Source organism: Caulobacter hibisci (genome assembly GCF_016135805.1).
GTDB lineage: Bacteria > Pseudomonadota > Alphaproteobacteria > Caulobacterales > Caulobacteraceae > Caulobacter > Caulobacter hibisci.
This window is the reverse complement of sequence record NZ_JADWOX010000020.1, coordinates 84,303-107,100: the sequence shown is the minus strand read 5'-3', so window position 1 is coordinate 107,100 and position 22,798 is coordinate 84,303. Positions and strand designations below refer to the sequence as shown.

Annotated in this window: 23 protein-coding genes; 16 read left to right on the top strand and 7 right to left on the bottom strand. The window is 70.9% G+C overall.

Going from position 1 to position 22,798, the window contains the following annotated elements; genetic code table 11:
* Window positions 1–70 precede the first annotated feature (70 nt).
* Window positions 71–706 carry a hypothetical protein gene (locus I4Q42_RS21850; protein WP_198578211.1) on the bottom strand — a complete coding sequence of 212 codons (636 nt, stop codon included), beginning with the start codon at window positions 704–706 and terminating at the stop codon, window positions 71–73.
* Window positions 707–829: 123 nt separating this feature from the next.
* On the opposite strand from I4Q42_RS21850, the gene tsaE reads away from it, so the two are divergent.
* The 6 genes from tsaE to trxA all read left to right on the top strand — a co-directional run bounded on the left by tsaE (window position 830) and on the right by trxA (window position 10,168).
* A complete protein-coding gene (gene tsaE / locus I4Q42_RS21845) occupies window positions 830–1,315 on the top strand; it encodes a tRNA (adenosine(37)-N6)-threonylcarbamoyltransferase complex ATPase subunit type 1 TsaE (RefSeq protein WP_198578210.1) in 486 nt (161 codons plus the stop codon).
* Window positions 1,305–2,390: an N-acetylmuramate/N-acetylglucosamine kinase AmgK gene (gene amgK / locus I4Q42_RS21840; protein WP_198578209.1), complete on the top strand. Its 1,086-nt coding sequence runs from the start codon at window positions 1,305–1,307 to the stop codon at window positions 2,388–2,390. Before tsaE ends, amgK begins: the two co-directional genes overlap by 11 nt.
* Before the next feature lie 20 nt (window positions 2,391–2,410).
* Window positions 2,411–3,115: an N-acetylmuramate alpha-1-phosphate uridylyltransferase MurU gene (gene murU, locus I4Q42_RS21835; protein ID WP_198578208.1), complete on the top strand. Its 705-nt coding sequence runs from the start codon at window positions 2,411–2,413 to the stop codon at window positions 3,113–3,115.
* The gene (addB, locus tag I4Q42_RS21830) at window positions 3,112–6,066 is read left to right on the top strand and encodes a double-strand break repair protein AddB (RefSeq protein WP_198578207.1); all 2,955 of its coding nucleotides are present in this window, start codon (window positions 3,112–3,114) and stop codon (window positions 6,064–6,066) included. Before murU ends, addB begins: the two co-directional genes overlap by 4 nt.
* 157 nt (window positions 6,067–6,223) lie before the next feature.
* Window positions 6,224–9,709 (top strand): double-strand break repair helicase AddA, encoded by a 3,486-nt coding sequence (addA, locus tag I4Q42_RS21825; protein ID WP_198578206.1) that lies wholly within the window; start codon window positions 6,224–6,226, stop codon window positions 9,707–9,709.
* A 123-nt stretch (window positions 9,710–9,832) separates the two neighbouring features.
* Window positions 9,833–10,168 carry a thioredoxin gene (gene trxA / locus I4Q42_RS21820; RefSeq protein ID WP_198578205.1) on the top strand — a complete coding sequence of 112 codons (336 nt, stop codon included), beginning with the start codon at window positions 9,833–9,835 and terminating at the stop codon, window positions 10,166–10,168.
* 240 nt (window positions 10,169–10,408) lie between these two features.
* On the opposite strand, the gene I4Q42_RS21815 is transcribed toward trxA, so the two are convergent.
* Window positions 10,409–11,071, bottom strand: a complete 663-nt coding sequence (locus I4Q42_RS21815) for a nitroreductase (RefSeq protein WP_198578204.1) — start codon at window positions 11,069–11,071, stop codon at window positions 10,409–10,411.
* Between the two features lie 87 nt (window positions 11,072–11,158).
* Here I4Q42_RS21815 and mtgA point away from each other — a divergent pair, with 87 nt between their 5' ends.
* Both mtgA and I4Q42_RS21805 read left to right on the top strand, forming a co-directional pair.
* Window positions 11,159–11,836, top strand: a complete 678-nt coding sequence (gene mtgA, locus I4Q42_RS21810) for a monofunctional biosynthetic peptidoglycan transglycosylase (protein WP_198578203.1) — start codon at window positions 11,159–11,161, stop codon at window positions 11,834–11,836.
* A gap of 27 nt (window positions 11,837–11,863) precedes the next feature.
* Complete coding sequence (locus I4Q42_RS21805) at window positions 11,864–12,403, top strand: GNAT family N-acetyltransferase (RefSeq protein ID WP_198578202.1); 540 nt, start codon at window positions 11,864–11,866, stop codon at window positions 12,401–12,403.
* A gap of 209 nt (window positions 12,404–12,612) precedes the next feature.
* Here I4Q42_RS21805 and I4Q42_RS21800 read toward each other — a convergent pair whose 3' ends face one another.
* Together I4Q42_RS21800 and gloB are read right to left on the bottom strand one after the other, a co-directional pair.
* The gene (locus tag I4Q42_RS21800; protein ID WP_198578201.1) at window positions 12,613–13,089 is read right to left on the bottom strand and encodes a cupin domain-containing protein; all 477 of its coding nucleotides are present in this window, start codon (window positions 13,087–13,089) and stop codon (window positions 12,613–12,615) included.
* Window positions 13,086–13,832 carry a hydroxyacylglutathione hydrolase gene (gene gloB / locus I4Q42_RS21795; protein ID WP_198578214.1) on the bottom strand — a complete coding sequence of 249 codons (747 nt, stop codon included), beginning with the start codon at window positions 13,830–13,832 and terminating at the stop codon, window positions 13,086–13,088. Before gloB ends, I4Q42_RS21800 begins: the two co-directional genes overlap by 4 nt.
* A 91-nt stretch (window positions 13,833–13,923) precedes the next feature.
* On the opposite strand from gloB, the gene I4Q42_RS21790 reads away from it, so the two are divergent.
* The 4 genes from I4Q42_RS21790 to I4Q42_RS21775 all read left to right on the top strand — a co-directional run bounded on the left by I4Q42_RS21790 (window position 13,924) and on the right by I4Q42_RS21775 (window position 17,257).
* The gene (locus tag I4Q42_RS21790) at window positions 13,924–14,754 is read left to right on the top strand and encodes a class I SAM-dependent methyltransferase (protein WP_198578200.1); all 831 of its coding nucleotides are present in this window, start codon (window positions 13,924–13,926) and stop codon (window positions 14,752–14,754) included.
* Between the two features lie 29 nt (window positions 14,755–14,783).
* Window positions 14,784–15,128 (top strand): P-II family nitrogen regulator, encoded by a 345-nt coding sequence (locus I4Q42_RS21785; protein ID WP_110120108.1) that lies wholly within the window; start codon window positions 14,784–14,786, stop codon window positions 15,126–15,128.
* A gap of 68 nt (window positions 15,129–15,196) precedes the next feature.
* Window positions 15,197–16,705 (top strand): phospholipase D-like domain-containing protein, encoded by a 1,509-nt coding sequence (locus I4Q42_RS21780; protein ID WP_198578199.1) that lies wholly within the window; start codon window positions 15,197–15,199, stop codon window positions 16,703–16,705.
* Window positions 16,706–16,753: 48 nt separating this feature from the next.
* Entirely contained in the window at window positions 16,754–17,257 is a 504-nt protein-coding gene (locus I4Q42_RS21775) for an SUKH-3 domain-containing protein (RefSeq protein WP_198578198.1), read from the top strand.
* A 52-nt stretch (window positions 17,258–17,309) separates the two neighbouring features.
* Here I4Q42_RS21775 and I4Q42_RS21770 read toward each other — a convergent pair whose 3' ends face one another.
* From I4Q42_RS21770 to metX, 3 genes are all read right to left on the bottom strand, one after another.
* Entirely contained in the window at window positions 17,310–18,053 is a 744-nt protein-coding gene (locus I4Q42_RS21770; RefSeq protein WP_198578197.1) for an endonuclease/exonuclease/phosphatase family protein, read from the bottom strand.
* Entirely contained in the window at window positions 18,050–18,706 is a 657-nt protein-coding gene (metW, locus tag I4Q42_RS21765; RefSeq protein ID WP_198578196.1) for a methionine biosynthesis protein MetW, read from the bottom strand. Before metW ends, I4Q42_RS21770 begins: the two co-directional genes overlap by 4 nt.
* Before the next feature lie 151 nt (window positions 18,707–18,857).
* Window positions 18,858–20,015 (bottom strand): homoserine O-acetyltransferase MetX, encoded by a 1,158-nt coding sequence (gene metX / locus I4Q42_RS21760; protein ID WP_198578195.1) that lies wholly within the window; start codon window positions 20,013–20,015, stop codon window positions 18,858–18,860.
* Between the two features lie 135 nt (window positions 20,016–20,150).
* Here metX and I4Q42_RS21755 point away from each other — a divergent pair, with 135 nt between their 5' ends.
* Genes I4Q42_RS21755 through I4Q42_RS21740 form a run of 4 tightly spaced genes read left to right on the top strand, consistent with a single transcriptional unit; the run spans window position 20,151 to window position 22,796 of the window.
* Window positions 20,151–20,663 (top strand): SixA phosphatase family protein, encoded by a 513-nt coding sequence (locus tag I4Q42_RS21755; protein WP_198578194.1) that lies wholly within the window; start codon window positions 20,151–20,153, stop codon window positions 20,661–20,663.
* Entirely contained in the window at window positions 20,660–21,001 is a 342-nt protein-coding gene (locus I4Q42_RS21750) for a DUF952 domain-containing protein (RefSeq protein WP_198578193.1), read from the top strand. Before I4Q42_RS21755 ends, I4Q42_RS21750 begins: the two co-directional genes overlap by 4 nt.
* Window positions 20,998–22,065: a quinone-dependent dihydroorotate dehydrogenase gene (locus I4Q42_RS21745; protein WP_198578192.1), complete on the top strand. Its 1,068-nt coding sequence runs from the start codon at window positions 20,998–21,000 to the stop codon at window positions 22,063–22,065. The genes I4Q42_RS21750 and I4Q42_RS21745 overlap by 4 nt, the downstream gene beginning before the upstream one ends.
* Window positions 22,062–22,796, top strand: coding sequence for a TVP38/TMEM64 family protein (locus tag I4Q42_RS21740; RefSeq protein WP_198578191.1), 735 nt, complete (start codon window positions 22,062–22,064; stop codon window positions 22,794–22,796). The genes I4Q42_RS21745 and I4Q42_RS21740 overlap by 4 nt, the downstream gene beginning before the upstream one ends.
* Window positions 22,797–22,798 lie beyond the last annotated feature (2 nt).

The following is a 22,798-nucleotide window of genomic DNA, read 5'->3' as shown; positions in this document are numbered from 1 at the left end:
CCGCCGCAGGCGGTGCTGGCCCCCTCCGGCCCTCTGGGCCACCTCCCCCAGAGGGGGAGTATCTAGTCTTCTAGACCCCCAGGTCCTTCCGCACGAACCGGTACGTCTCGCGCTTCTCGCAGGCGCAGGCCTTCATCTGGCCGTCCGGCGTCCACCAGACCAGCAGCGGATAGGCGAAGTTCACGCCGTTTTCCTTGAGCAGCGGCCGCAGGTCCTCAACCGACTTGCGGCCGGCCTCGATGACGGCGGTGCGGGCGATGTCGCCGTCGGCGGGCTTGATCCCCGGGGCCTTCCAGGCCTCGACCGGCGTGGCGTCCCACTTCTCGGCCAGCGCCCACGAACGGTTGATCCACAGCTCGGCCACCGTCGCCCGCTCCACCGGCGTCGACTTGGGCACGCCGTTGCGGTCGGCGCGGGCGATCTCGATCAGGCGGGTGTCGACGCCCGCCTTGTGGAGCTTGGGATACTCCTCCTTCTTGAAGCGCACGCAGTCGGGGCAGGTGCGGAAGCTGACCATGTAGAGCTTGCCGCCTTTCAGGCCCGGCGACACCCAGCCCGAGCTTTCCAGGATCTTGGCGATCTCGGCCTGGTTCTTGGTGATGGTCTTGGGCCGCCAGCGCAGGTCGAAATTCCACCACGCCCACAGACCCGCGCCGACCACGGCGACGACCAGGACGAGGCCCGCCCACAGCTTCAGCTTCTTCATCTCTACCGATCCCCTAGGAATTACTCAGCCGGTGAATAGGACGCCGCGCGCCCTTCGGCGACGGCAAAATTCCTGAAAGCCGCTTGAGGCCCGCGTGGGGGACTCTAGATTGGCGCGATGTCCATGTCACAGGCGCCCGCGAGCGCCGCCTTCCTCGAAATCGCCCTGCCCGACGAGGCCGCCACCCAGGCGCTCGGCCAGCGGCTGGCCGCCGTGCTGTTTCCCGGCGCGGCCCTGTGCCTCTACGGTCCGCTGGGCGCCGGCAAGTCGACCCTGGCCCGCGCCCTGGTCCGCGCCCTGACCTCGCCCGACGAGGAGGTGCCCAGCCCGACCTTCACCCTGGTGCAGTTCTACGAGACGGCCGACTTCCCGCTGGCCCACTTCGACCTCTATCGCCTGGAAGACCCCGACGAGGCCTACGAGATCGGCCTGGCCGAAGCGCTGGAGGACGGCGCGGCCCTGATCGAATGGCCCCAGCGCCTGGAGGGCCGTCTGCCGCCCGACCGACTCGATATAGAGATTTCGCCGGTTCTGGACTTTTCCGACGAGACGCGTCGGGTCCGGATCACGTCCTACGGCGCCTTCAAGGAACGCAAGCTTGAGCTCTGATCGCGAAACCCTGAAGGCCGAGTTCCTGGCCCGCCACGGCTATGGGGACGTGCGCCGCCAGTCGCTGGGCGGCGACGCCTCGACCCGGTCGTACGAGCGCCTGTACCGCGACGGCGCCAGCTATATCTTCATGGATCAGCCGCCAGCCCTGGAGACCGCCCCCTGCCCGCCAGGCGCGACGCCGGACGAGCGGCGCGCTCTCGGTTTCAACGCCTCCTACCGTCTGGCCGCCGGCCGGGTGGACGCCTTCGTGGCCGTGGCCGGCTGGCTGCGGGCGCAGGGCCTCTCGGCCCCCGAGGTGCTGGCCGCCGAACCCGCCCTCGGCCTGGCGGTGCTCGAAGACCTGGGCGACGACCTCTATGCCAGCGTCATCGCCAAGGGCGGCGACGAGCCGGCGATGTACGACGCCGCGGTCGACGCACTAGTGGCGCTGCACGCCGCCAAGCCCCCGGCGGTGCTGGAAGCCGGCGGCTCGACCTGGCCGCTGCTGACCTATGACGACCTGGCCCTGCAGATGGCGCAGGACCTGTTCGTAGAGTGGCTGCCCAAGCTGAAGCCCGTGACCTTCGACGCCGCCGCCCTCGCCGAGTGGCAGGCCCTGTGGGATCCGATCCGCGCCCTGGCCGAGGCCGGCGCAAGCGTGTTCTGCCACCGCGACTATCACGCCGAGAACCTGCTGTGGCTGCCGGGCCGCGAAGGCCCGGCCCGCGTCGGCCTGATCGACTTCCAGGACGCCGTGGTCGCCCACCCGGCCTGGGACTTCTCGATGCTGCTGCACGACGCCCGCCGGGACGTGTCGCCGGAAATCGAGCAGCGCGGCCTCGACCGCTATCTGGCCGCCCGGCCGGACCTCGACCGCACGCAATTCCTGGCCGACTACCACGCGCTGGGGGCGCTCAACATCGCCCGCATCCTCGGCATCTTCGCCCGCCTGGTCACCCGCGACGGCAAGCCGAAATACGAGAGCTTCATGCCCCGCCTGTGGCGCTATCTCGACTCCTGCCTGGCCGATCCGGCGCTGGCGGGCCTGAAGGCCTGGTTCGACGCCCACGTGCCGGCGGAGGCCCGCTCGTGAGCGCCGCTCCGAAAAAAGCGATGGTCCTGGCCGCGGGCCTCGGCACCCGCATGCGCCCCCTGACCAACGACCGGCCCAAGGCCCTGGTCGAGGTCGCCGGCCGCACCCTGGTGGACCACATGCTCGACCGCCTGGCGCAGGCTGGGGTCGAGACCGCCGTGGTCAATGTCCACGCCTTCGCCGACCGGCTTGAGGATCACCTCAAGGCGCGCACGGCTGCGCCGACGATCGTCATCTCCGACGAGCGCGGCGAGCTGCTGGAAACCGGCGGCGGCCTGCGCAAGGCCCGGCCGCTGCTGGGCGATGAGCCGGTGTTCGTCGCCAATATCGACTCCGTCTGGACCGAGGATGGCGACAGCGCCATCGCCAGCTTGGCCAAGGCCTGGGATCCCGAGCGGATGGACGTCTGCCTGCTGCTGGCGCGGCTGGACCGCACGCTGGGCTTCGACGGGGCCGGCGACTTCTTCCTGGCCGACGACGGCGTACTGACCTTCCGGGGCGAGGCTCCCAGCGCGCCCTACGCCTATATGGGCGTGCACATCTGCAAGCCGGACCTGGTCGAGGGCGGCCCGGACGGCGCCTTCTCGCTGGCGACGATCTGGCGCAAGCTCGCTCCGCTGGGCCGGGTGCACGGCGTGGTCATGGACGGCTTCTGGATGCATGTCGGCGATCCCGGCGCGCGCGACGAGGCCGAGGCCAAGCTCGCCGAGGCTGAAGGCGGATGAGCGGCCTGGCCGGATCCGGCTGGTTCTCGATCCCGGCCCACCGGCCGTTCGTCGACGACGTGGCCGCCGGCCTGGTCGAGCGCCTAGCCCACCTGGGCCCCGACGCCCTGTCGCACGCCACCCTGCTGACCCCGACCCGGCGCGGCGCCCGCGCCCTGGCCGACGCCTTCGTGGCGGTCGGCGGCGGACGGGCCGTGCTGCTGCCGCAGATCCGCCCCCTGGGCGACCTGGACGAGGGCGAGCCGCCGTTCGAGCCCGGCGATCTCGCGCTCGACCTGCCGCCGGCCGTCTCCAGTCGCCGTCGGCGGTTCGAGCTGGCGCGGCTGGTGCACGACAACGCCTCGCTGCTCGACAGCCCGCCCAGCGCCGGCCAGGCGCTGGAAATGGCCAAGGCCGTGTCCGACCTGCTCGACAGCTGCCAGATCGAGGAGGTGCCGATCATCGCGCGCCTCGACGGCCTGGCCGACGGCGATCTCGCCGCCCACTGGCAGGTCTCCGCGCGGTTCATCCGGGCCATGGTCGAGGGCTGGAGTGCGCGTCTCGCCGACCTCCAGATGATGGACGTCAGCGAGCGGCGCGTGCGGCTGCTGCGCGAGCTGGCCAAGCAGTGGACCGACAATCCGCCGCCCGGCGTGCTGGTCGCCGCCGGCTCGACCGGCACCGCCCCGGCTACGCGCGACCTGCTGATCGCGATCTCCAAAGCTCCGGAGGGGTGCGTCGTCCTGCCTGGCCTCGACGAGGACCTGGCGACCGACGCCTGGGACCAGGTCGGCGAGCAGCACCCGCAGGGCGCCATGCGCCGGCTGCTTCATCGCGCGGGCGTGGATCGCGGCGCCGTCCGTCGCTGGCGCACCGAGGCCGACAGCCGCGGCCGCTGGCGCAGGCGCCTGGTCAACGAGGCCCTGCGCCCGGCCGAGGCCACCGCCGACTGGCTGGCCCAGATCGCCAAGCTGCGCGCCGAGTCCGCGACGCTGGACCCGATCGCCGAGGGCCTGTCGGGCCTGTCGCTGGTCAATGCGTCCGGCGAGGAGGAGGCGGCCCTGGCCTGCGCCCTGCTGCTGCGCGAGGCCCTGGAGACCGACGGCAAGACCGCCGCCCTGGTCACCCCCGACCAGCAGCTGGCTCGCCGCGCCGGCCTCTATCTGGCCCGCTGGGGCGTCGTGCCCGACAGCTCGGCCGGCGCGCCGTTGGCCGCCTCGCCGCCCGCTGTCCTGGCCCGCAAGCTGGCGGGCCTCGTCCTGGCGCCGCTGGACCCCGTCGGCCTGCTGGCCGTCGCCAAGCATCCGCTGCTGAAGGCCGAGGAGGCCGCGCGGACGCTAGAACTGAAGGGCCTGCGCGGCTCGGCCCCGGCCGACGCGGCGGCGCTGGAACGCCGCATCGTTCAATATCCGGAAGCCGTGGACCTGATCCGCCGCATCCACGCCGCCGTCGAGATCGCCTGCGCCCCCTATGCCGGCGGCCCCGTCGCCCAGCCGCACCTGGCCGCCGAAGCCCTGGCCAAGGCGCTGGAAAGCCTGGCCGAGCCGCAGTTGCTGTGGGCCGGCTCGGGCGGCGAAGCCTTGGCGGCCCTGGTCTCGGCGCTGATCGAAGACGGCCAGGCCCTGCCGCCGACCAATCCGCTGGGCTTCCTCGACCTGCTGGGCCGGCTGGTCGACGAGGAGACCCTGCGCGTCGGCGGCGCCACGCACCCTCAGCTGCGGATGCTGGGCGCCATCGAGGCGCGTCTGGTGCGCGCCGACCGGCTGATCCTGGCCGGGCTGGAGGAAGGCGTCTGGCCGCAGGCCGCGCCGATCGACCCGTTCCTGTCGCGGCCGATGCGCGGCAAGCTCGGCCTGCCGCCGCCCGAGCGCAAGATCGGCCTCACCGCCCACGACTTCGCCCAGGCCGCCAGCGCCCCCGACGTCATCCTGGTGCACAGCCAGCGCCGCGGCGGCGCGCCGGCCGTCGAGAGCCGCTGGCTGTGGCGGCTGAAGACCCTGGCGCGCGGCGCCGGCCTCACGCTCACCGACCGCGCCGACGTGCTGGACTGGGCCCGCGCCCTGGACGCCCCAGGTCCCTACGCCCCGGTCAAGCGCCCCGCCCCCTGCCCGCCGGTCGAGGACCGCCCGCGCCGCATGGCCGTCACCCGCGTCGAGGCCCTGACCCGCGACCCCTACGCCGTCTGGGCGCGCGATATCCTGAAGCTCTATCCGCTGGATCGTCCCGACGAGCCGGTGGAAGCCCGGGCGCGCGGCACGGCCATCCACGCGGCCTTCGAGACCTTCGCCGACACCTTCCCCGACGCCCTGCCGGCCAATGGCGCGGAGATCTTCGAGGGCCTCTACATCGCCGAACTGGTCGCCGCCGGCATGCCGCCCTCGGCCCTGGCCCGCGAACGCGCCCTGGCCCGCGAGGCCGCCGCCTGGGTCATGGACCTGGAGGCCCGCCGCCGCGTCGGGGCCGAGAAGATCGTCGTCGAGGCCGCCGGCGAACTGACCTTCCAGATCGACGGCCGGCCCTTCACCGTCACCGCCAAGGCCGACCGCATCGAGCCGACGCGCGACGGCCTTGCCGCCCACATTCTCGACTACAAAACCGGCGCCGCCCCCAGCCAGAAGCAGGTCGATACCGGCTTCTCGCCGCAGCTGACCCTGACGGCGGCGATCCTGCAGAACGGCGGCTTTACGGAGATCGGACCGCGCGAACCCGGCGACCTGACCTACATCCGCGTCACCGGCCGCCGCCCGGCCGGCGAGGAGCAGGTGCGCGCATCCGCCGGCGGCGACAGCCAGGACGCCGCCCGCAAGGCCTTCGACGGCCTGGTCGAGCTGGTCCGCAAATACGACGATCCGACGCGCCCGTACCTGTCGCGCACGGCGCCGCAGTTCGTGCACGACCATGCGGGGGACTACGGCCACTTGGCGCGGGTGTTCGAGTGGTCGACCAGCGGCGACGAAGGGGACGGGGAATGAGGGGAGCGTTCGCATCCTCAAGGAACCTCCCCCTCTGGGGGAGGCGATCGCGTAGCGATCGGTGGGGGGAGACACTGCGAGATGGGCAAGGACTGCGGCGGCTGAAAACGCCCCCCCACCGGCCTTCGGCCGCCTCCCCCAGAGGGGGAGGTTCCTCGTGACGCCCCCCCTCGACCCCCAACGCATCGCCGCCGACCCGGCGATCTCCGCCTTCGTCACGGCCAACGCCGGTTCGGGCAAGACCAAGACCCTGATCGACCGGGTCGCGCGCCTGCTGCTGGGCGGCGCCGAGCCGGCGGCGATCCTGTGCGTGACCTACACCAAGGCCGCCGCCGCCGAGATGCAGCACCGCCTGTTCGACCGGCTGGGCAAGTGGTGCATCACGCCCGACGAGGCCCTGCGCGCCGAGATCGCCGACCTGGTGGACCGTCCCGCCCACGAGTTCGACGCGGCCGCCCTGTCCAAGGCCCGCAGCCTGTTCGCCAAGGCGCTGGAGACCCCCGGCGGCCTGAAGATCCAGACCATCCACGCCTTCTGCGAGAAGCTGCTGCGGCGCTTTCCGATCGAGGCCGGGGTCTCGCCCGGCTTCCAGGTGATGGACGACGGCGCTTCGTCGGCCGTGGCCCAGGCGGCGCTGCACAAGCTGGCCGACCACGTCACCCACGCAGGCGACGTGTTCAGCGAGGCCTATGCCCGCTTCTCGGTGGCGCTGGACTTCGCCTCGTTCGAGGCGATGTTCGCCACCTTCCAGCATCAGCGCTCGGGCATCGGCGCCTATCTGGACCGCTGCGGCGGGCTGGAGGGGGTGATCGCCGACCTCTGGGAGGTCTGCGGCTTCCCCGAACCGACCACCGCCGACGAAGTCGCCGCCGAGGCCATGGCCGATCTCGACCGGGTGCTGTGGCGCTCGATCGCCGACGTGCTGTCGGGCGGCGGCAAGACCGACATCAAGTGCGCCGACCTGATGCGGGCCGTGGCCGTCGATCCAGACGCGACGCTGGAAGACGCCCTGGCCGCCCTGTTCACCGAGAAGGGCGTCGGCACGCCCGCCGCCTGGCCGGCCAAGACCTCGGGCCTGAAAAGCCGCGAGGACCTGCGCGAACGGCTGCTGGCCGAGCAAGAGCGGCTGGAGGAGGCCCGCGAATATCTGCGCGCCGCCAAGGTGGCCGAGGACAGCGTCGCGGCGATGCGGCTGGCGGCGCTGTACCTGGCCAAGTTCATCGAGGAGAAGCAGGCCCACGGGTCGCTCGACTTCTCCGACCTGATCGAGAAGACCCGCGACCTGCTGACCCGCAAGGTCGACGCGGCCTGGGTGCTCTACAAGCTGGACGGCGGTGTCAGCCACATCCTGCTCGACGAGGCCCAGGACACCGCCCCCGAGCAGTGGGAGATCCTGTCGGCCCTGACCGAGGACTTCTTCGCCGGGGCCGGGGCGCCGGGGCGCGACGGCAAGGCCTCGGACGGCCGCACCCTGTTCATCGTCGGCGACGAGAAGCAGTCGATCTATTCGTTCCAGGGCGCCCAGCCCGAGCGGCTGCTGATCGAGACGCAAGCCTATATCGCCCGCATCGAGGCCGTCGGCCGCACCGGCAAGGCCGTGCCGCTGTCGATGTCCTACCGCTCGACCCAGCAGGTGCTGAGCTTCGTCGACGCCCTGTTCGAGGCCCCCGAAGCGCGGCTGGGCCTGGCCCCGACCGGCGAGGATATCCCCGGCCACGAGGCCTTCCGCCGCGATCATCCGGGGTGCGTGGACCTGTGGCCGCTGGAGCGCGAGCCGGCCGCCGTCGAGCGCGAGGCCTGGGACGCGCCGCTCGACGTCGAGACCGAGCAGGGCGCCAACCGCCGCCTGGCCGAACGGATCGCCGCCGAGATCAAGGCCCTGGTCGAGCGCGGCGACGCGGTGTTCGACAAGGACGCCAGGGCCTGGCGCCCGGCCCACTACGGCGACGTGCTGGTGCTGGTGCGGCGGCGCAAGGCGCTGTTCGAGGAGGTGCTGCGGGCCCTGAAGCGGCGCGGCGTGCCGGTGGCCGGCGCCGACCGTCTGTCGCTGTCGGCCCACATCGTCTTCGACGACCTCCTGGCGCTGGGCCGGTTCTGCCTGTTCCCGGACGATGACCTGACCCTGGCGGCGCTGCTGAAGAGCCCGTTCTGCGGTCTTTCAGACGACGACCTCTACGCCCTGGCCAAGCCGCGCGGAAAGGCGACCCTGTGGGCGACCCTGATCGCCCGCGCCGACGAGCGGCCGTTGTGGCGCGAGGCCCACGCCCTGCTCGACTGGGCCCTGACCGCCCGCCGTCGCCGCCAGCCCTACGAGTTCTACGCCCTGTTCCTGGGCAAGCTGGACATCAACGGGATCAGCAACCGCGCCCGCGCCCTCACGCGCCTGGGCGAAGAGGCCGCCGACGCGCTGGACGAATTCCTGACCCAGATCACCAACGCCGAGGCCCGGGGGGTGCGCGATCTCGAGACCCTGGTCGCGGAGTTCGCGGCGCTGGACATCGTGGTCAAGCGCGAGATGGAGGGCGTTCGCCGGCAGGTGCGGGTGATGACCGCCCACGGCGCCAAGGGGCTGGAGGCGCCGATCGTCTTCCTGCCCGAGACGACGATGAAGGGCGGGGCGCGGGGCTCGCCGCTGCTGGCCACTGTCAACGAGAATGGCGACAAGGGCTATGTCTGGTGCACCTCGGGCAAGCAGGACTGCGAGGCCTCGGCGACGGCGCGCAAGCTGCGCGAGGACAAGGCCCAGCAGGAGGCCTATCGCCTGCTCTATGTGGGCCTGACCCGGGCGCGCGACCGCCTGATCCTCTGCGGCCGCATCGACGCCCGCACCAAGGACGAGAACGTCGGCGGCTGGTACGCCGCCGCCCGCGCCGCCTTCGCCCATGCGGCGATCGAGGGCGAGGTGCGCACGATCGATGAGGACGGCGTGCTGCGCTATGGCCCCGATCCGGTTCCCGCCCCGCCAGCGGCGCAGGTCGCCGAGACCGCGCTTCACGTCCTGCCCGACTGGGCGCGCAAGGCCGCCGACCCCGTCGCCGCCGGAACCCGCTGGGCCGCCCCCTCGGCGCTGGAGGCCGAGGAGGAGGCGGTCGGCTCGGCCCCCTCGCCCCTGGCGAAAATCGAGGGCCTGGGCCGCTATCGCCGGGGCGAGGTGATCCACCGGCTGCTGCAACTGCTGCCCGACATCGCCCCAGCCGAACGGCGGAGCGCCGCCGCGCGCCTGCTGGCGGCCGAACGCGACCTGACCGACGCCCAGCGGACCGAGATGACCGCCGCCGCCTTCGGGGTGCTGGAGGACGACCGCTTCGCCGCCGTCTTCGGGCCCGGCTCGCGCGCCGAGGCCGCCCTGGCCGGCGCGGCCGCCAAGCTGCCCAAGGGCATGGCGATCTCCGGCCGGGTCGACCGGCTGGTGGTGGCGCCGGACCGGGTGCTGGTCGTCGACTACAAGACCAACCGCCCCTCGCCCGACCGCATCGAGGACGCCGACCCGGCCTATCTGGCCCAGATGGCCGTCTATGCGGCGGTGTTGGCCGAGATCTTCCCGGGTCGCGAGATCGAGGCGGCGATCGTGTGGACGGACGGTCCCAAACTGATGGCCGTTCCAGAAAAGGTGCGGGCCGCGGCGCTTTCGCGCCTGTTCTGAGTTATTGCCGGGCGGCTTGCCCGCGCCTACATCTTCGAGCAAGAGGCGGTTGGAACCGCCGCTGTTTCGAATTATCCGCGCCGCGACCGCCCCCGAGCCGCGCCGCCAGCCAGGAGCCTACCCATGAGCACCGTGACGGTGACCGACGCCAGCTTCGAACAAGACGTCCTGCAAGCCGAGGGCCCCGTGCTCGTCGACTTCTGGGCCGAATGGTGCGGCCCGTGCAAGCAGATCGCCCCGGCCCTGGAGCAGATCTCCGAAGAGCTCGCCGACCACGTGGTCGTCGCCAAGGTCAATATCGAAGACAGCCCGACGACCCCGTCGCGCTACGGCGTGCGCGGCATCCCGACCATGATGCTGTTCCGCGGCGGCCAGATGACCTCGATGAAGGTCGGCGCCATGCCCAAGGCCAAGATCCTGGAATGGCTGGCCGAAGCCGGCGTCAAGCAACCGGCCTGAGCTTCGGCTTAGACGTCTGACGAAGAGCCCCGGCCGGAAACGGCCGGGGCTTTTTCGTATGGGATGCGGTAGCCGCTTCTACTTACTTCCCGTCATTCCCGCCCTTGTGGCGGGAACCCCTGGTTCCGCTCGCACGTGAAGTACAAGCGGATCGCCAGCGATCCGCCTCATCCGCCCCTGCGGCTGACAGAGGGGTTCCCGCCACAAGGGCGGGAATGACGGGAGTTATGGGACCCCAGATCAAAAACCTCTGAGCTCCCCCCACACCTCGAACCCGTCGCGCCGCGAGCGCCACTGGTTCACCGCCGCGTCCTCGTCGGCGACGCCCAGGGCCATCCCTGAGAACACCATGTGGTCGTCGGGCAGACCCAGAAACTGTGCCGACAGCGCGCCGTAGGCCGACCAGAACTCCTGGGCGCAGGTAGCCAGGCCCGCTTCCGTCGCCAGCAGCATCACGGTCTGCATGTACATGCCGAGATCCGACCACTGCGGCGGGCCCAGCTTGCGGTCGATGGAGAAGAACAGCCCCACCGGCGCCCCGAAGAACTCGGCGTTGCGGGCGAACTGCATCAGGCGGCCCATCTTGTTCTCGCGGGGGATTTCCAGCGCGCCGTAGAGGTCCTCGCCAACCTGGAAGCGGCGGCTGCGGAAGGGCTCCCAGAGATTGGCCGGATAGACCGCGTACTGCGCCTCGTCGGGCGAACCCAGCCGCGCGGCGACCTGCGCCTTGAAATCGGCCATCACCTCGCCGGCGATGGCGTGCACCTTCCAGGGCTGGAGGTTTCCCCCCGACGGCGCGCGGGCGGCGGCCTCGAGGATCGCCCGCACCGTCTCGCCCGAAACCGGATCGGCCTTGAAGGCCCGGGCCGAAAACCGCGCGGCGACCGCAGTAGATACGTCCATCAAGGCCTCCCTAACCAACGCGCCCTATCGAGAGCGCTTAGGGTTGGCTAGCATCCGGCCGCAAGGTCAAGGCAAGGGGCGTCGGGTTTGAAGGTTCTGCTGCGCAACATCGTCCTGGCGCTGTTCATCCTGCTGGTGGCCGGCCCGATCCTGGCCGTGCTGGTCTATCGCTTCGTCCCGGTGCCGGCGACGCCGCTGATGGTCATCCGCGCGGTCGAGGGCAAGGGCTGGGACCACCGCTGGCGGCCGCTGTCCAAGGTCTCGCCCAGCCTGCCGCGCGCCCTGATCGCCGCCGAGGACGCCCGCTTCTGCGAGCACCACGGCTTCGACGTCGAGGCCCTGCAGAAGGCCTATGCCAGCAACGAGAAGGGCGGAAAGGTGCGCGGCGGCTCGACCATCAGCCAGCAGACCGCCAAGAACGTCTTCCTGTGGCCGGACCGCTCCTACCTGCGCAAGGGGCTGGAGGCCTGGTTCACGGTGCTGATCGAGATCGGCTGGGGCAAGCAGCGGATCATGGAGGTCTATCTGAACTCCATCGAGTTCGGTCCCGGCATCTACGGCGCCGAAGCCGCCGCCCAGCGCTATTTCAAGACCAGCGCCGCCAAGCTGACGCCGGCCCAGTCGGCGCGGCTGGCGGCGATCCTGCCCAGCCCGCTGAAGTGGAAGGCGGTCAAGCCCGGCCGCTACGTCCAGAAGCGTTCGCGCAGGATCGGCGCGGCCTCGGGCACGGTGCGCCGCGACGGCCTGGCCGCCTGCGTGATCTGAAAGAAGAAAAACGAGGGAGGAAGTTCGATGGCGATAGCACCCGGTCCCACCCTGGAGACCGCCCGCCTGATCCTGCGCCCCACCGCCGCCGAAGACCTCGACGGCTGGGCGCAGCTGATGGGCGACGCCGAGGCCGCGCAATATATCGGCGGTTACCAGAGCCGCGAAACCGCCTGGCGCGGCATGGCCAGCATGGCCGGCTCGTGGGCGATCAACGGCTTTGGCATGTTCTCGCTGATCGACAAGGAGACGGGCGCCTGGCTGGGCCGCATCGGTCCCTGGCGGCCCGAGGGCTGGCCCGGAACCGAGGTCGGCTGGGGCCTGCTGCGCAGCGCCTGGGGCAAGGGTTATGCGGTGGAAGCCGCCGCCGCGAGCATCGACTGGGCCTTCGACCACCTAGGTTGGGACGAGGTGATCCACTGCATCCACCCGGAGAACGCGCCCTCGCAGCAGGTGGCGATCCGGCTGGGGTCCAGGAACCGGGGGCCCAAGCCCCTGCCGGCGCCCTATGCGGACGTGCCGAACGAGATCTGGGCGCAGACGAAGGCGGAGTGGAAGGCTCGGTAATCAGAGACCCTTTCCTTGAAGAAAGAGGTGCGGGCGAAGGCCATCCTGGAGGAACCTCCCCCTGTGGGGGAGGCGGCCGAAGGCCGGTGGGGGGCCGCTTTCAGCCGCCGCTGACAAAGCCAGCTTTGTCGACACTCCCCCCTCCGATCGCTGCGCGATCGCCTCCCCCACAGGGGGAGGTTCCTTGAGCGACGCCTTAAGGCTCAGGCCTACGCCCGGGGCCGCCACCCGTCGGGCGCCAGTTCGAACCCCTCGAAGCTGAACCCCGGCGCCACGGTGCAGCCGACCAGCGTCCAGGCCCCCAGCGACACCGCCGTCTGCCACCAGCCGACCGGCACCACCACCTGCGGCCGGCAGCCGGCCCGCAGGTCCGGACCCAGGGTGTGGGGCGTCATGCCGACGCCGTCGGGCGGCGACAGGGTCAGCGAGATCGGGGCGCCGGCGTACCAATGCCAGACCTCGACCGCGTCGATGCGATGCCAGGCCGACATCTGTTCGGCCTCCAGCAGGTAGTAGATTGCCGTCGAGGCCGGGCGGCCCTCGGCGTTGGGGGCGTCCTCGAACACCCGCACGTACCAGCCGCCTTCGGGATGCGGCGCCATGCCGAGCAGGCGCACGATCTCCTGGGCGCCCAAATCACCCGAAAGGGCTGCGCCGGAAATGCCCAAAACGCTCATCGCACTCATCCCTTGAAACCGTCCTTGGCCGCGCGGATTTCGGCGAAGGCCTGGGCCGGCGCCAGGCCCGGCCGCAGCAGCGGCGCGCGCAGGAAGGGGTTGGTGGCCTTCTCAAGGCCAATGGTGGTGGGCACGGTGGCCTCGCCGCGCTCGCGGGCGGCGAACACGTCGTCCGTCCGCGCCTTCAGCACCGGGTCGGCGTCGACCGACAAAGCGAAGCGGGCGTTGGAGGCGGTGTATTCGTGGGCGCAGTAGACGGTGGTGTCGTCGGGCAGGGCCGCCAGCCGCGACAGCGAGGCCCACATCTGCTCGGGATCGCCCTCGAACATCCGCCCGCAGCCCAGGGCGAACAGGGTGTCGCCGACGAAGGCCACGGCGTCTAGTGCGTCGTGATAGGCCACATGGCCCAGGGTGTGGCCGCCGCTGTCGATGACCGAGAACCGCGTCTCGCCCAGTTCGACCACATCGCCGCCGACCACCGCGCGGTCCAGCGGCGCGATGCGGGTCACCTCCTGGGGGCCGATGATGGTCGCGCCGGTGGCGGCCTTGATCGCCTCGTTGCCGCCGGCGTGGTCGGGATGCCAGTGGGTGTTGAGGATCATGTCGAGGCCCCAGCCCAGCTTTTCCAGCTGCAGCAGGATGGCGTCGGCCTCCGGCGTGTCGATGCAGGCGGTCTTGCCGGTGGCGACGTCGCGCACGAGAAAGCCGTAATTGTCGGAGAGGCAGGGGAACTGGTGGATTTGCAGCGGCATGCGGGCGGCCTTGGTCACGGACTGGGGTCGGCGGGCGTGACGCGGGGGATTCGCCCGCCTACATAGATGGCCTCGACGCCACGGAGACTCAATGCGCCGCGACGTGCTCGACCTCAGAGCCTTCTACGCCGCCCCGCTGGGCCGGGTGGCGCGGGAGATGCTCGGCCGCAAGGTGGCCGAGGCCTGGGGCGACGCCAATGGGCTGGACGTGCTGGGCCTGGGCTACGCCACCCCCTTCCTCGACCAGGCCCGCGCCAAGGCCCGCCGCGTGGTGGCGGCCATGCCGGCGACGCAGGGCGTCGAGGTCTGGCCCGGCGGCGAGCGCAACCAGGCCAGCCCCAACCAGGCGACCCTGGTGGAAGAAACCGCCCTGCCCTTTCCCAACGCCATGTTCGACCGCATCCTGGCCGTCCACGCCCTGGAAGAGGCCGACGATCCGGCCGCCGTGCTGCGCGAGCTGTGGCGGGTGATGGCCCCGTCGGGCCGGCTGATCGTCGCCGTGGCTTCGCGCGATGGGGTCTGGGCCGGGGCGGAAAGCACGCCGTTCGGGCACGGGCGCCCGTTCAGCCGCAGCCAGCTGGAGAACTTGCTGCGCGAGGCCGACCTGGAGCCCGCCGGCTGGACGCGGGCGCTCTACGCCCCGCCGCTGGCCTTCACCGCCGGCTGGGCCGAGGGCTTCGAACAGGTCGGCGCGCGCCTGTGGCCGCGCTTCGCCGGCCTGATCCTGATGGAAGCCGTCAAGCAGACCTTCGCGGTCAAGCCGCGCGGCACCCGGGCCCGGGCGCGGGTGTTCGCGCCGGTCATGCCGCCGGTGCCGGCCGGCGCGGCGCCTGTTCGGAAGGCGCCGGGAACCGTAAGGACCGGAACACTATTGGAAGCTGTGGCGGCAGGGCCTAGCCTTGAGTCGCCGACACAGCCGTAACCGGCCGCGTATCAAGGGGAAGCCGCGCCATGAAGATGATCGTCGCCGTGATCAAGCCCAGCCGTCTGGACGCCGTGCTCGAAGCGGTCACAGAAGCCGGCGCCTCCGGCCTGACGGTGACCGAAGTCCGCGGCTACGGCCGCCAGAAGGGCAAGACCGAGGTCTATCGCGGCGCCGAGTACGAGGTGAAGCTGCTGCCGAAGGTCAAGCTCGAGATCGCCGTGCCCACCGACGTGGCCGACGCCGTCATCGAGGCCCTGCAACGCACCGCCAACACCGGCAAGATCGGCGACGGCAAGGTGTTCGTCATGGACCTGGAGCAGGCCCTGCGCATCCGCACCGGCGAGCGCGACGCCGCCGCCATCGCCGGCTGATCTTTCCGCCAAGCGGAGCCATATTCGACGCCGCACGTTTTCGAGCGGAGTAGCGGCGTAGGGGCGTCATGGCAGAATCCGAATCCGTCTTCTGTCCGGGCTCGACCTGTTGGCGGGTCGAGACCGCCGACCGGCTGGCGCTGTTCATCGACAACGACGAGGCCTTCGACGCGCTTAAGGCCCTGCTGCTGTCGGCCAAGCACTCGATCTGGATCCTGGCCTGGGTGTTCGATCCGCTGACGAGGCTCGATCCCGACCGCGTCAAGAAGAGCCGCGATCCCGAGCACGCCGACCGCATCGGCCTGCTGCTGCGCCGGCAGGCGGCGCTGAACCCGGCGCTGGACGTGCGGGTGCTGGCCTGGGACATGCCGTTCCCGATCGCCGCCTCGCAGCTGTTCGGCCCGCAGCGCGGCGCGGCCTTCTTCGCCGGCTCCAAGGTCAAGTACCGGCTGGACAACACCCTGCCGGCCAGCGCCTGCCATCACCAGAAGGTGGTCGTGGTCGACGGCGTCAGCGCCCTGCTCAGCGGCGGCGACATCGGCGTCGACCGCTGGGACACCACCGCCCACCTCGACAACGACCCGCGCCGGCGCCTGCCGACCGGGCGCCACTATCCGGCCCGCCACGAGGTCGCCGCCCTGGTCGACGGGCCGGCCGCCGCGGCCCTGGGCGACCTGTTCGCCGAGCGCTGGCGCAAGGCCACCGGCGAAACCCTGGATCCGCCCGAGCGGCCGGCGATCACGCCCTGGCCCGAGCATCTGACGCCGCTGCTGCGCCGCCTGCCGGTTGGCATCGCCCGCACCCAGCCGGCCTGGCGCCACGATGTCGAGGTCACCGAGTGCCTGCAGTTGCACCTGCAGATGATCCGCACGGCCCAATGGCTGATCTATGTGGAGAACCAGTACCTGACCTCGCCGATCGTCGTCGAAGCCCTGGCCGAGCGCCTGGCCGAGCCCGACGGCCCCGAGGTGGTGACCATCGGTCCGGCCCGCAGCCCCAGCTATTTCGACCAGATCACCATGGACAGCGCCCGCACGGCGGCCATCAACCGCCTGCGCGAGGTCGACGTCCACGGCCGCTTCTCGGCCTTCAGCGCCCGCACGCCCAAGGGCGCGCCGATCATCGTCCACTCCAAGGTGGCGGTCGCCGACGACCGGGTGCTGCGGCTGGGCTCGGCCAATCTCAACAACCGCTCCATCGGCCTCGACACCGAGTGCGACATCGGCTTCGAGGCCCGCGACGAGGACGAGCGCCTGGCCATCGCCGCCTTCCTGGGCCGGCTGGTCGGCCACTTCCTGGGGGTCGAGACCGAGGTGCTGCTGGAGGCCTTCCTCGAATACGGCGGCCTGGGCCCGGCCATCGACGCCCTCGACGGCAAGACCGGCCCGCGCCGGCTGGAGCCGGTGGGCGCCGTGCCGCTGAAGGGCTTCAAGAAGTTCGTCGCCGACTGGAGCCTGGGCGACGCCATCGCCCCCGACGACGCCTGGCGCCCCTGGGGCCGCCGCAAGCGCCTGAAGCACGACCTGGCTCGGCTGACGGAGCCACCACCCGCGCCGCCGGAGCATTTGCAGCTGTAGATTCTGCGTCTAGAATCGCCCTGTACGCTCGCCATCACGCCAAGGCCGATGCACGATCTCCCACCCGACCTGATGGCGCTTTTCGCTCACGCCGGATGGAAACCCGATCGACGCGCCAGGACAGCGCCCGGGCTGCCGGCGGATCATCCCGCCAGGTCGATTCTCGAGGCCTTTTCCGGCCTCCAGGTCGGCAAGAACACGACGGGGGTCGAGTGCGCGGCGGGAGACGTCGTCTTCACCGGCGAAATTCATGCGCCGGCCGAGATACAGGAAATCCAGAGGCTGTCCGGCGAGCGCCTCATCGCAATCGGGCGTACCCATGCGGATTACGCCGTCCTCCATATCGGCGCGTCCGGACGCTGTTTCGGAACCAGCGACATGATGGAGACCCCCTGGTTCGCCGGAGAGACCTTCGTCGAGGCGATCCGTTCCATCGTCACGGGGCGATGCGTCAGGCCGATCCTCCTGCCCGGGCAGGCAAGCGCCACCTTCTACGGAGACGTCTACAGGGCTGGCGATCCGCGCCTGTATGATCTCGGGAGCGGTCGATAGCGGGAGCGGATCCTCCCGCCCCAAAATCCTGACGGGATTTCCGGCCTTCCGCTCAGTCCTCAATCTCCAGGTCCACCACCAGCGGTAGGTGATCCGACGCCACCCGCGCCAGGGCGTCATACGGCGAGAAGACGTTCACCGTGCGCAGGCCCTTGGTCAGGAACACGTGGTCGATGCGCATGAACGGGAAGTTCGACGGGAAGGTCGCGGTCGGGGCCTTGCCCCAGCCGGCCGAGACGGTCTGGGCGTCGCGGGCGGCGGCCTTCAGCAGGCGGTAGGTGGCCGAATAGGGGGTGGCGTTGAAGTCGCCCAGCAGCACGCCCGGCGCGGTCCAGCGGTCGGACGCCATCCAGCTTTCGCCGACCAGGGCGGCGGCCTGGCGCTTCTGCTCCTGGGGCACCAGACCAAGGTGGGCGTTGATGATCTGCACCGGCTTGCCGCCGACCATCACCTCGACCCAAAGCGCCCCGCGCGGCTCCAGCCCCGGCACGGCGCGATAGAACGGCAGCGGGCCGGACTTGATCAGCTTCTCGGGCAGGTGGGTGAGGATGGCGTCGCCATAGAGCTCCTCCTCCACCGTCATGGCCGGGTGGAAGTGGAAGCCCATCTTCAGGAGTTCGGCCAAGCGGTGGGCCTGATCGACGTTGCCGGTGCGCAGCCGGCCCACGTCGAGTTCCTGCAAGGCCACGACGTCCGGCTCGTGGGCCGAGATCACCTCGGCCACGCGTTCGACGTCGAGCCTGCGGTCGCCGCCCACGCAACGGTGGACGTTATAGGTCATCAGCCGCAGCTTCATGGGATCAGGAGATCGCCTGAAACGGCGCTAGGTTCCACCCTCTGGGCAGGAGCGCCGCGGCTGAGCAGGAACAGGCAGCTCTCCGAGCGCCAGTTTTCCAGGGCCTTGGTCGGGTCGATGGCGCGCGCCGGACCCTTGCCGGCGAAGGCGGCGCTGGCGTCGACCCGCACGCCCAGGTCCTGCGTCAGGGCCATGAAGTCGGCCAGAGTGCACAGGTGGATGTTGGGCGTCGACCACCAGGGGGTCGGCAGGGCCTTGGTCTGCGGCATCCTTCCTCGGCTGAGCAGCGACCAGCGCACGCTCCAATGGCCGAAATTGGGGAACGAGACGATGGCCCGGTCGGCGATCCGCAGCAGCTCGTCCAGCACGTGGCGCGGCTTGCGGGTGGCCTGCAGGGTCTGGGACAGCACCGCGTAGTCGAAGGTCTTGTCGGGGAAGTGGTCGAGATCCTGGTCGGCGTCCCCCTGCACCACCGACAGCCCCCGCGCCATGCAGGCGGCCACGCCGTGGGCGCTGATCTCCAGTCCCCGGCCATCGACCTGCTTCTCCTGGGTCAGCAGCTCCAGTAGCGCCCCCTCCCCGCAGCCGACATCGAGCACCCGCGCGCCGGGGCGGACGAGGCGCAGGATCTCGCGGAAGTCCTCGCGGATCAAAGGAACCTCCCCCTGTGGGGGAGGCGGCCGAAGGCCGGAGGGGGGCCGTTTTCAGCTTCCGAGGGGGCGGATCGTCCTTGCAAAACTCCCCCCACCGATCGCTGCGCGATCGCCTCCCCCAGAGGGAGAGGTTCCTGAATGACAGCCGCCCTCATCGCCCGATCCCCCGTTCCCGCTCCACCGAGCCCATGAACCCCGTCAAAGCCGCGTCCATCACCGGCTCGTCGAGCAGGAAGGCGTCGTGGCCCTTGTCGCTGTCGATCTCGGCGAAGGCGGCGCGGCAGCCGGCGGCGGTCAGGGCGCGGACGATGTGGCGGCTTTCCGAGGTCGGATAGAGCCAGTCGCTGGTGAAGCTGAGCACGCAGAACCGCACGTCGCGCGCGGCCTTGAAGGCATTGGCCAGCACCCCGCCATGCGGCGCGGCCAGGTCGAAATAGTCCATGGCCCGGGTGATGTAGAGGTAGGAGTTGGCGTCGAAGCGGTCGACGAACGCCGCCCCCTGGTGGCGCAGATAGCTCTCGACCTGGAAGTCGGCGTCGAAGCCCCAGGACAGGCCGTCGCGCTGGAGCTCGCGCCCGAACTTGCGCTGCAAGGCGGGCTCCGAGAGGTAGGTGATGTGGGCGGCCATCCGGGCCACGGCCAGGCCCTTCTCGGGCCGCGAGCCCTGGGCCGCATAGGCCCCGCCGCGCCATTCGGGATCGGCCATGATCGCCTGGCGTCCCACCTCGTGGAAAGCGATGTTCTGGGCCGAATGCCGCGAGGCCGAGGCCACGATCACGGCGCTGAACAGCTTGCCCGGATAGTCCACCGCCCACTGCTGGACCTGCATGCCGCCCATCGAGCCGCCGACCACCGCCAGCAGGGTGTCGACCCCCAGGGCGTCGATCAGCATGGCCTGGGCCCGCACCATGTCGGCGATGGTCAGGATCGGGAACGACAGGCCCCAGGGCTCGCCGGTCGCCGGATTGATAGAGGCGGGGCCGGTCGAGCCCATGCAGCCGCCGATGACGTTGGAGCAGATGACGAAGTGCCGGGCCGGGTCGATCGGCTTGCCGGGACCGACCAGCCGCGTCCACCATCCGGGCTTGCCGGTCGTCGGATTGGCCCCGGCCACGTACTGGTCGCCGGTCAGGGCGTGGCAGATCAGGATGGCGTTGGAACCGTCGTCGTTCAGCGCGCCATAGGTCTGGTAGGCCACTTCCAGGCCCGCGATCTTCGCGCCTGAATCGAGCACCAGCGGCCGGTCGGCGGGGAAGCGCCAGACACCGCCGCCGAGCGGCGCGGAAACGTCCAGGTCGAGATCGGCCATGTCGCCTTGGACCGCCTGTCGGCGAAGGTGTCAACCATACGCTTTGAGCTTGGCCGGCGGGCTCGTATGAGGAGATCGACAAGACGGCGTTCCTCGCCATTTGCCCCGCCCAGAAACCGCTCTATGGAGAGCCGCATGGACCGGTTGATCCTGATGCGCCACGGCAAGGCCGAGCGGCACGCCGCCCAGGGCGGCGACTTCGAGCGGGCGCTCGCCGAGCGCGGCCGCCAGGACGTGGCGCTGATCGCCTCGGCGCTGGCGTCGGAAGGCCTGTCGCCCGATCTCGTGCTGGTTTCGGCCGCCCGTCGCACCCGCGAGACTTGGGAGGCCGCCGCCGGCGCCTTTCCGGGCGCGACCGCCGAGACCCTGCGCGACCTCTATCACGCCGAGGCCCAGGAGGTTCTGGCCGCCGTGCGAGAGGCCGACGCTCCGGCCGGAACGGTGATGGTGGTGGGCCACAATCCCGGCCTGCACGACCTCTCTTTGCGCCTCGCCATGAGCGGCCCGGCCGACGCCGGCGACCTGGCCAAGCTGCGCGGCCGCTTTCCCACCGCCACGGCGGCGGTCTTCGACATCGACGCGTCCGGCGCCCCGCGGCTGGCGCGCGTCTTCTACGCATCCGAACACGGCGGGCACGGCGGCGAATGACCCTGGTCTACAAGATCCTTCCCCAGACCCTGTGGGACGAGGCCAAGGCGGCCGGCCGCTTTGACGGCGCCCCCATCGACCACGCCGACGGCTTCATCCACCTGTCCGGCGCCGACCAGGCCCAGGAAACCGCCGCCCTCTATTTCAAGGGCCAGGACGACCTGCTGCTGGTGGCCTTCGACGCCGACGCCCTGGGGCCGGACCTGAAGTGGGAAGCCTCGCGCGGCGGGGCGCTGTTCCCGCACCTGTTCCGCAGCCTGTCGCCGGCCGAAGCCGTTTCGGAAACGCCGCTGTCCCTCGACGCCGACGGCGTCCCGCAACTTGGCCTTTCCGCATGAGCCTGCACGACCTCGCCTCCCGCGCCCTGCACGTCCTGGATCCGGAAGACGCCCACGGCTGGGCGATCCGCGGCCTGAAGCTGGGCCTGGGTCCCCGCGACGGCGGCGTCGACGATCCGATCCTGGCGGTCAGCGTCGCGGGTTTGCCGCTGTCGAACTGCGTGGGCCTGGCCGCCGGCTTCGACAAGAACGCCGAGGTTCCCGACGCCATGCTGGCCGCCGGCTTCGGCTTCGTGGAGGCCGGCACCGTCACGCCCCTGGCCCAGGCCGGCAATCCGCGCCCGCGCCTGTTCCGCCTGACCGACGACCAGGCGGTGATCAACCGCATGGGCTTCAACAACGAGGGGCTCGAGCCCTTCGCCGCGCGCCTGGCCGCCCGCAAGCACGCCCACGCCGACCGCCTGGGCGTGTTCGGCGCCAATATCGGGGCCAACAAGGACGCCACCGACCGCATCGGCGACTACGTCACCGGCCTGACCCGCCTGTGGGGCCTGTCGGACTATTTCACCGTCAACATCTCCTCGCCCAACACGCCGGGCCTGCGCGCCCTGCAGACCAAGGCGGCGCTGGAGGAGCTTCTGGGCCGGATCGCGGAGGCTCGCGCGAGCCTGCGCAAGAGCGGCGGCGACTATCCGATCTTCCTGAAGGTCGCGCCCGACCTGGAGGACGGCGAGGTCGAAGCCATCGTCGAGACCGTGCTGGCCGCGGGCCTGAACGGCATCATCGTCTCCAACACCACCATCGCCCGGCCCGACACGCTGAAGTCGGCGCAGAAGGGCGAGGGCGGCGGCCTGTCCGGCGGACCGCTGCTGGGCGCCTCGACGGCGGTGCTGGGCCAGTTTCACGCCGCCGCCAGGGGCCGTGTGGCCCTGATCGGGGCCGGCGGGATCGCCAGCGGGGCCGACGCCCTGGCCAAGATCAAGGCCGGCGCCTGCGCGGTGCAGCTCTATTCGGCCCTGGTCTACGGCGGTCCCGGCCTGGTGGTCCGCATCAAGAAGGACCTGGCCGCCCGCCTGCGCGCCGAAGGCTTCGCCAGCGTCACCGAGGCGGTCGGGACCGCATGAGCCCCGACAAGAGCCTGGCCATGCTGAGACGCTTCGGACCGCTGGCGGTCCTGGCGATCCTGCTCGCCGTGGCTCTGGGCTCGGGCCTGGCCGGCAAGCTGTCGCTGGAGACCCTCCAGGCCCAGGGCGAGGCCTTGCAGGCCTTCGCCCACGAAAAGCCCGTGCAGTGCGCGATCATCTTCGTGCTGGTCTATGTGGCCACCGTGTCGGTCTCGCTGCCCGGCGCCCTGATCCTCTCGCTGAGCAGCGGCTTCCTGTTCGGGCCGCTGGGCGGCTTCCTGGCCCTGACCGGCGTCACCGGCGGCTCGACCGTGGTCTATGCGGCCTGCCGGACCGCCTTCGGCGACTTCCTGCGCCAGAAACCCGGCGCCTGGTTGACCCGCATTGAGGACGGCTTCAAGGCCGACGCCTTCTCCTACCTGCTGACCCTGCGGCTGATCCCGGCCTTCCCGCTGCTGCTGGTCAATGTCGCCTCGGGGCTGATGCGGATCCCGCTGCGCACCTATCTGCTGGCCTCGGTGCTGGGCATGGCCCCCAGCTCGTTCATCTATGCCGGCATCGGCTCGGGCCTGGGCCACCTGTTCGCCAAGGGCGACCCGGTCACCCTGGCGACCCTGGCCTCGCCGCGCATCTATCTGCCGATCATCGGGCTGGGCGTCCTGGCGCTTATTCCGCCGCTGTGGAAGGCCGCGCGCAGGCGCCGCGTTGCCCCCGCCGCCGACGTGAAGTAACC

Bases quoted from the DNA above. Each gene is read 5' to 3' on its own strand.
- I4Q42_RS21850 (WP_198578211.1), bottom strand. From the start codon at position 706: ATGAAGAAGCTGAAGCTGTGGGCGGGCCTCGTCCTGGTCGTCGCCGTG.
- tsaE (WP_198578210.1), top strand. From the start codon at position 830: ATGTCACAGGCGCCCGCGAGCGCCGCCTTCCTCGAAATCGCCCTGCCC.
- murU (WP_198578208.1), top strand. From the start codon at position 2,411: ATGGTCCTGGCCGCGGGCCTCGGCACCCGCATGCGCCCCCTGACCAAC.
- addB (WP_198578207.1), top strand. From the start codon at position 3,112: ATGAGCGGCCTGGCCGGATCCGGCTGGTTCTCGATCCCGGCCCACCGG.
- trxA (WP_198578205.1), top strand. From the start codon at position 9,833: ATGAGCACCGTGACGGTGACCGACGCCAGCTTCGAACAAGACGTCCTG.
- I4Q42_RS21815 (WP_198578204.1), bottom strand. From the start codon at position 11,071: ATGGACGTATCTACTGCGGTCGCCGCGCGGTTTTCGGCCCGGGCCTTC.
- I4Q42_RS21805 (WP_198578202.1), top strand. From the start codon at position 11,864: ATGGCGATAGCACCCGGTCCCACCCTGGAGACCGCCCGCCTGATCCTG.
- I4Q42_RS21800 (WP_198578201.1), bottom strand. From the start codon at position 13,089: ATGAGTGCGATGAGCGTTTTGGGCATTTCCGGCGCAGCCCTTTCGGGT.
- gloB (WP_198578214.1), bottom strand. From the start codon at position 13,832: ATGCCGCTGCAAATCCACCAGTTCCCCTGCCTCTCCGACAATTACGGC.
- I4Q42_RS21790 (WP_198578200.1), top strand. From the start codon at position 13,924: ATGCGCCGCGACGTGCTCGACCTCAGAGCCTTCTACGCCGCCCCGCTG.
- I4Q42_RS21785 (WP_110120108.1), top strand. From the start codon at position 14,784: ATGAAGATGATCGTCGCCGTGATCAAGCCCAGCCGTCTGGACGCCGTG.
- I4Q42_RS21780 (WP_198578199.1), top strand. From the start codon at position 15,197: ATGGCAGAATCCGAATCCGTCTTCTGTCCGGGCTCGACCTGTTGGCGG.
- I4Q42_RS21775 (WP_198578198.1), top strand. From the start codon at position 16,754: ATGCACGATCTCCCACCCGACCTGATGGCGCTTTTCGCTCACGCCGGA.
- I4Q42_RS21770 (WP_198578197.1), bottom strand. From the start codon at position 18,053: ATGAAGCTGCGGCTGATGACCTATAACGTCCACCGTTGCGTGGGCGGC.
- metX (WP_198578195.1), bottom strand. From the start codon at position 20,015: ATGGCCGATCTCGACCTGGACGTTTCCGCGCCGCTCGGCGGCGGTGTC.
- I4Q42_RS21755 (WP_198578194.1), top strand. From the start codon at position 20,151: ATGGACCGGTTGATCCTGATGCGCCACGGCAAGGCCGAGCGGCACGCC.
- I4Q42_RS21750 (WP_198578193.1), top strand. From the start codon at position 20,660: ATGACCCTGGTCTACAAGATCCTTCCCCAGACCCTGTGGGACGAGGCC.
- I4Q42_RS21745 (WP_198578192.1), top strand. From the start codon at position 20,998: ATGAGCCTGCACGACCTCGCCTCCCGCGCCCTGCACGTCCTGGATCCG.
- I4Q42_RS21740 (WP_198578191.1), top strand. From the start codon at position 22,062: ATGAGCCCCGACAAGAGCCTGGCCATGCTGAGACGCTTCGGACCGCTG.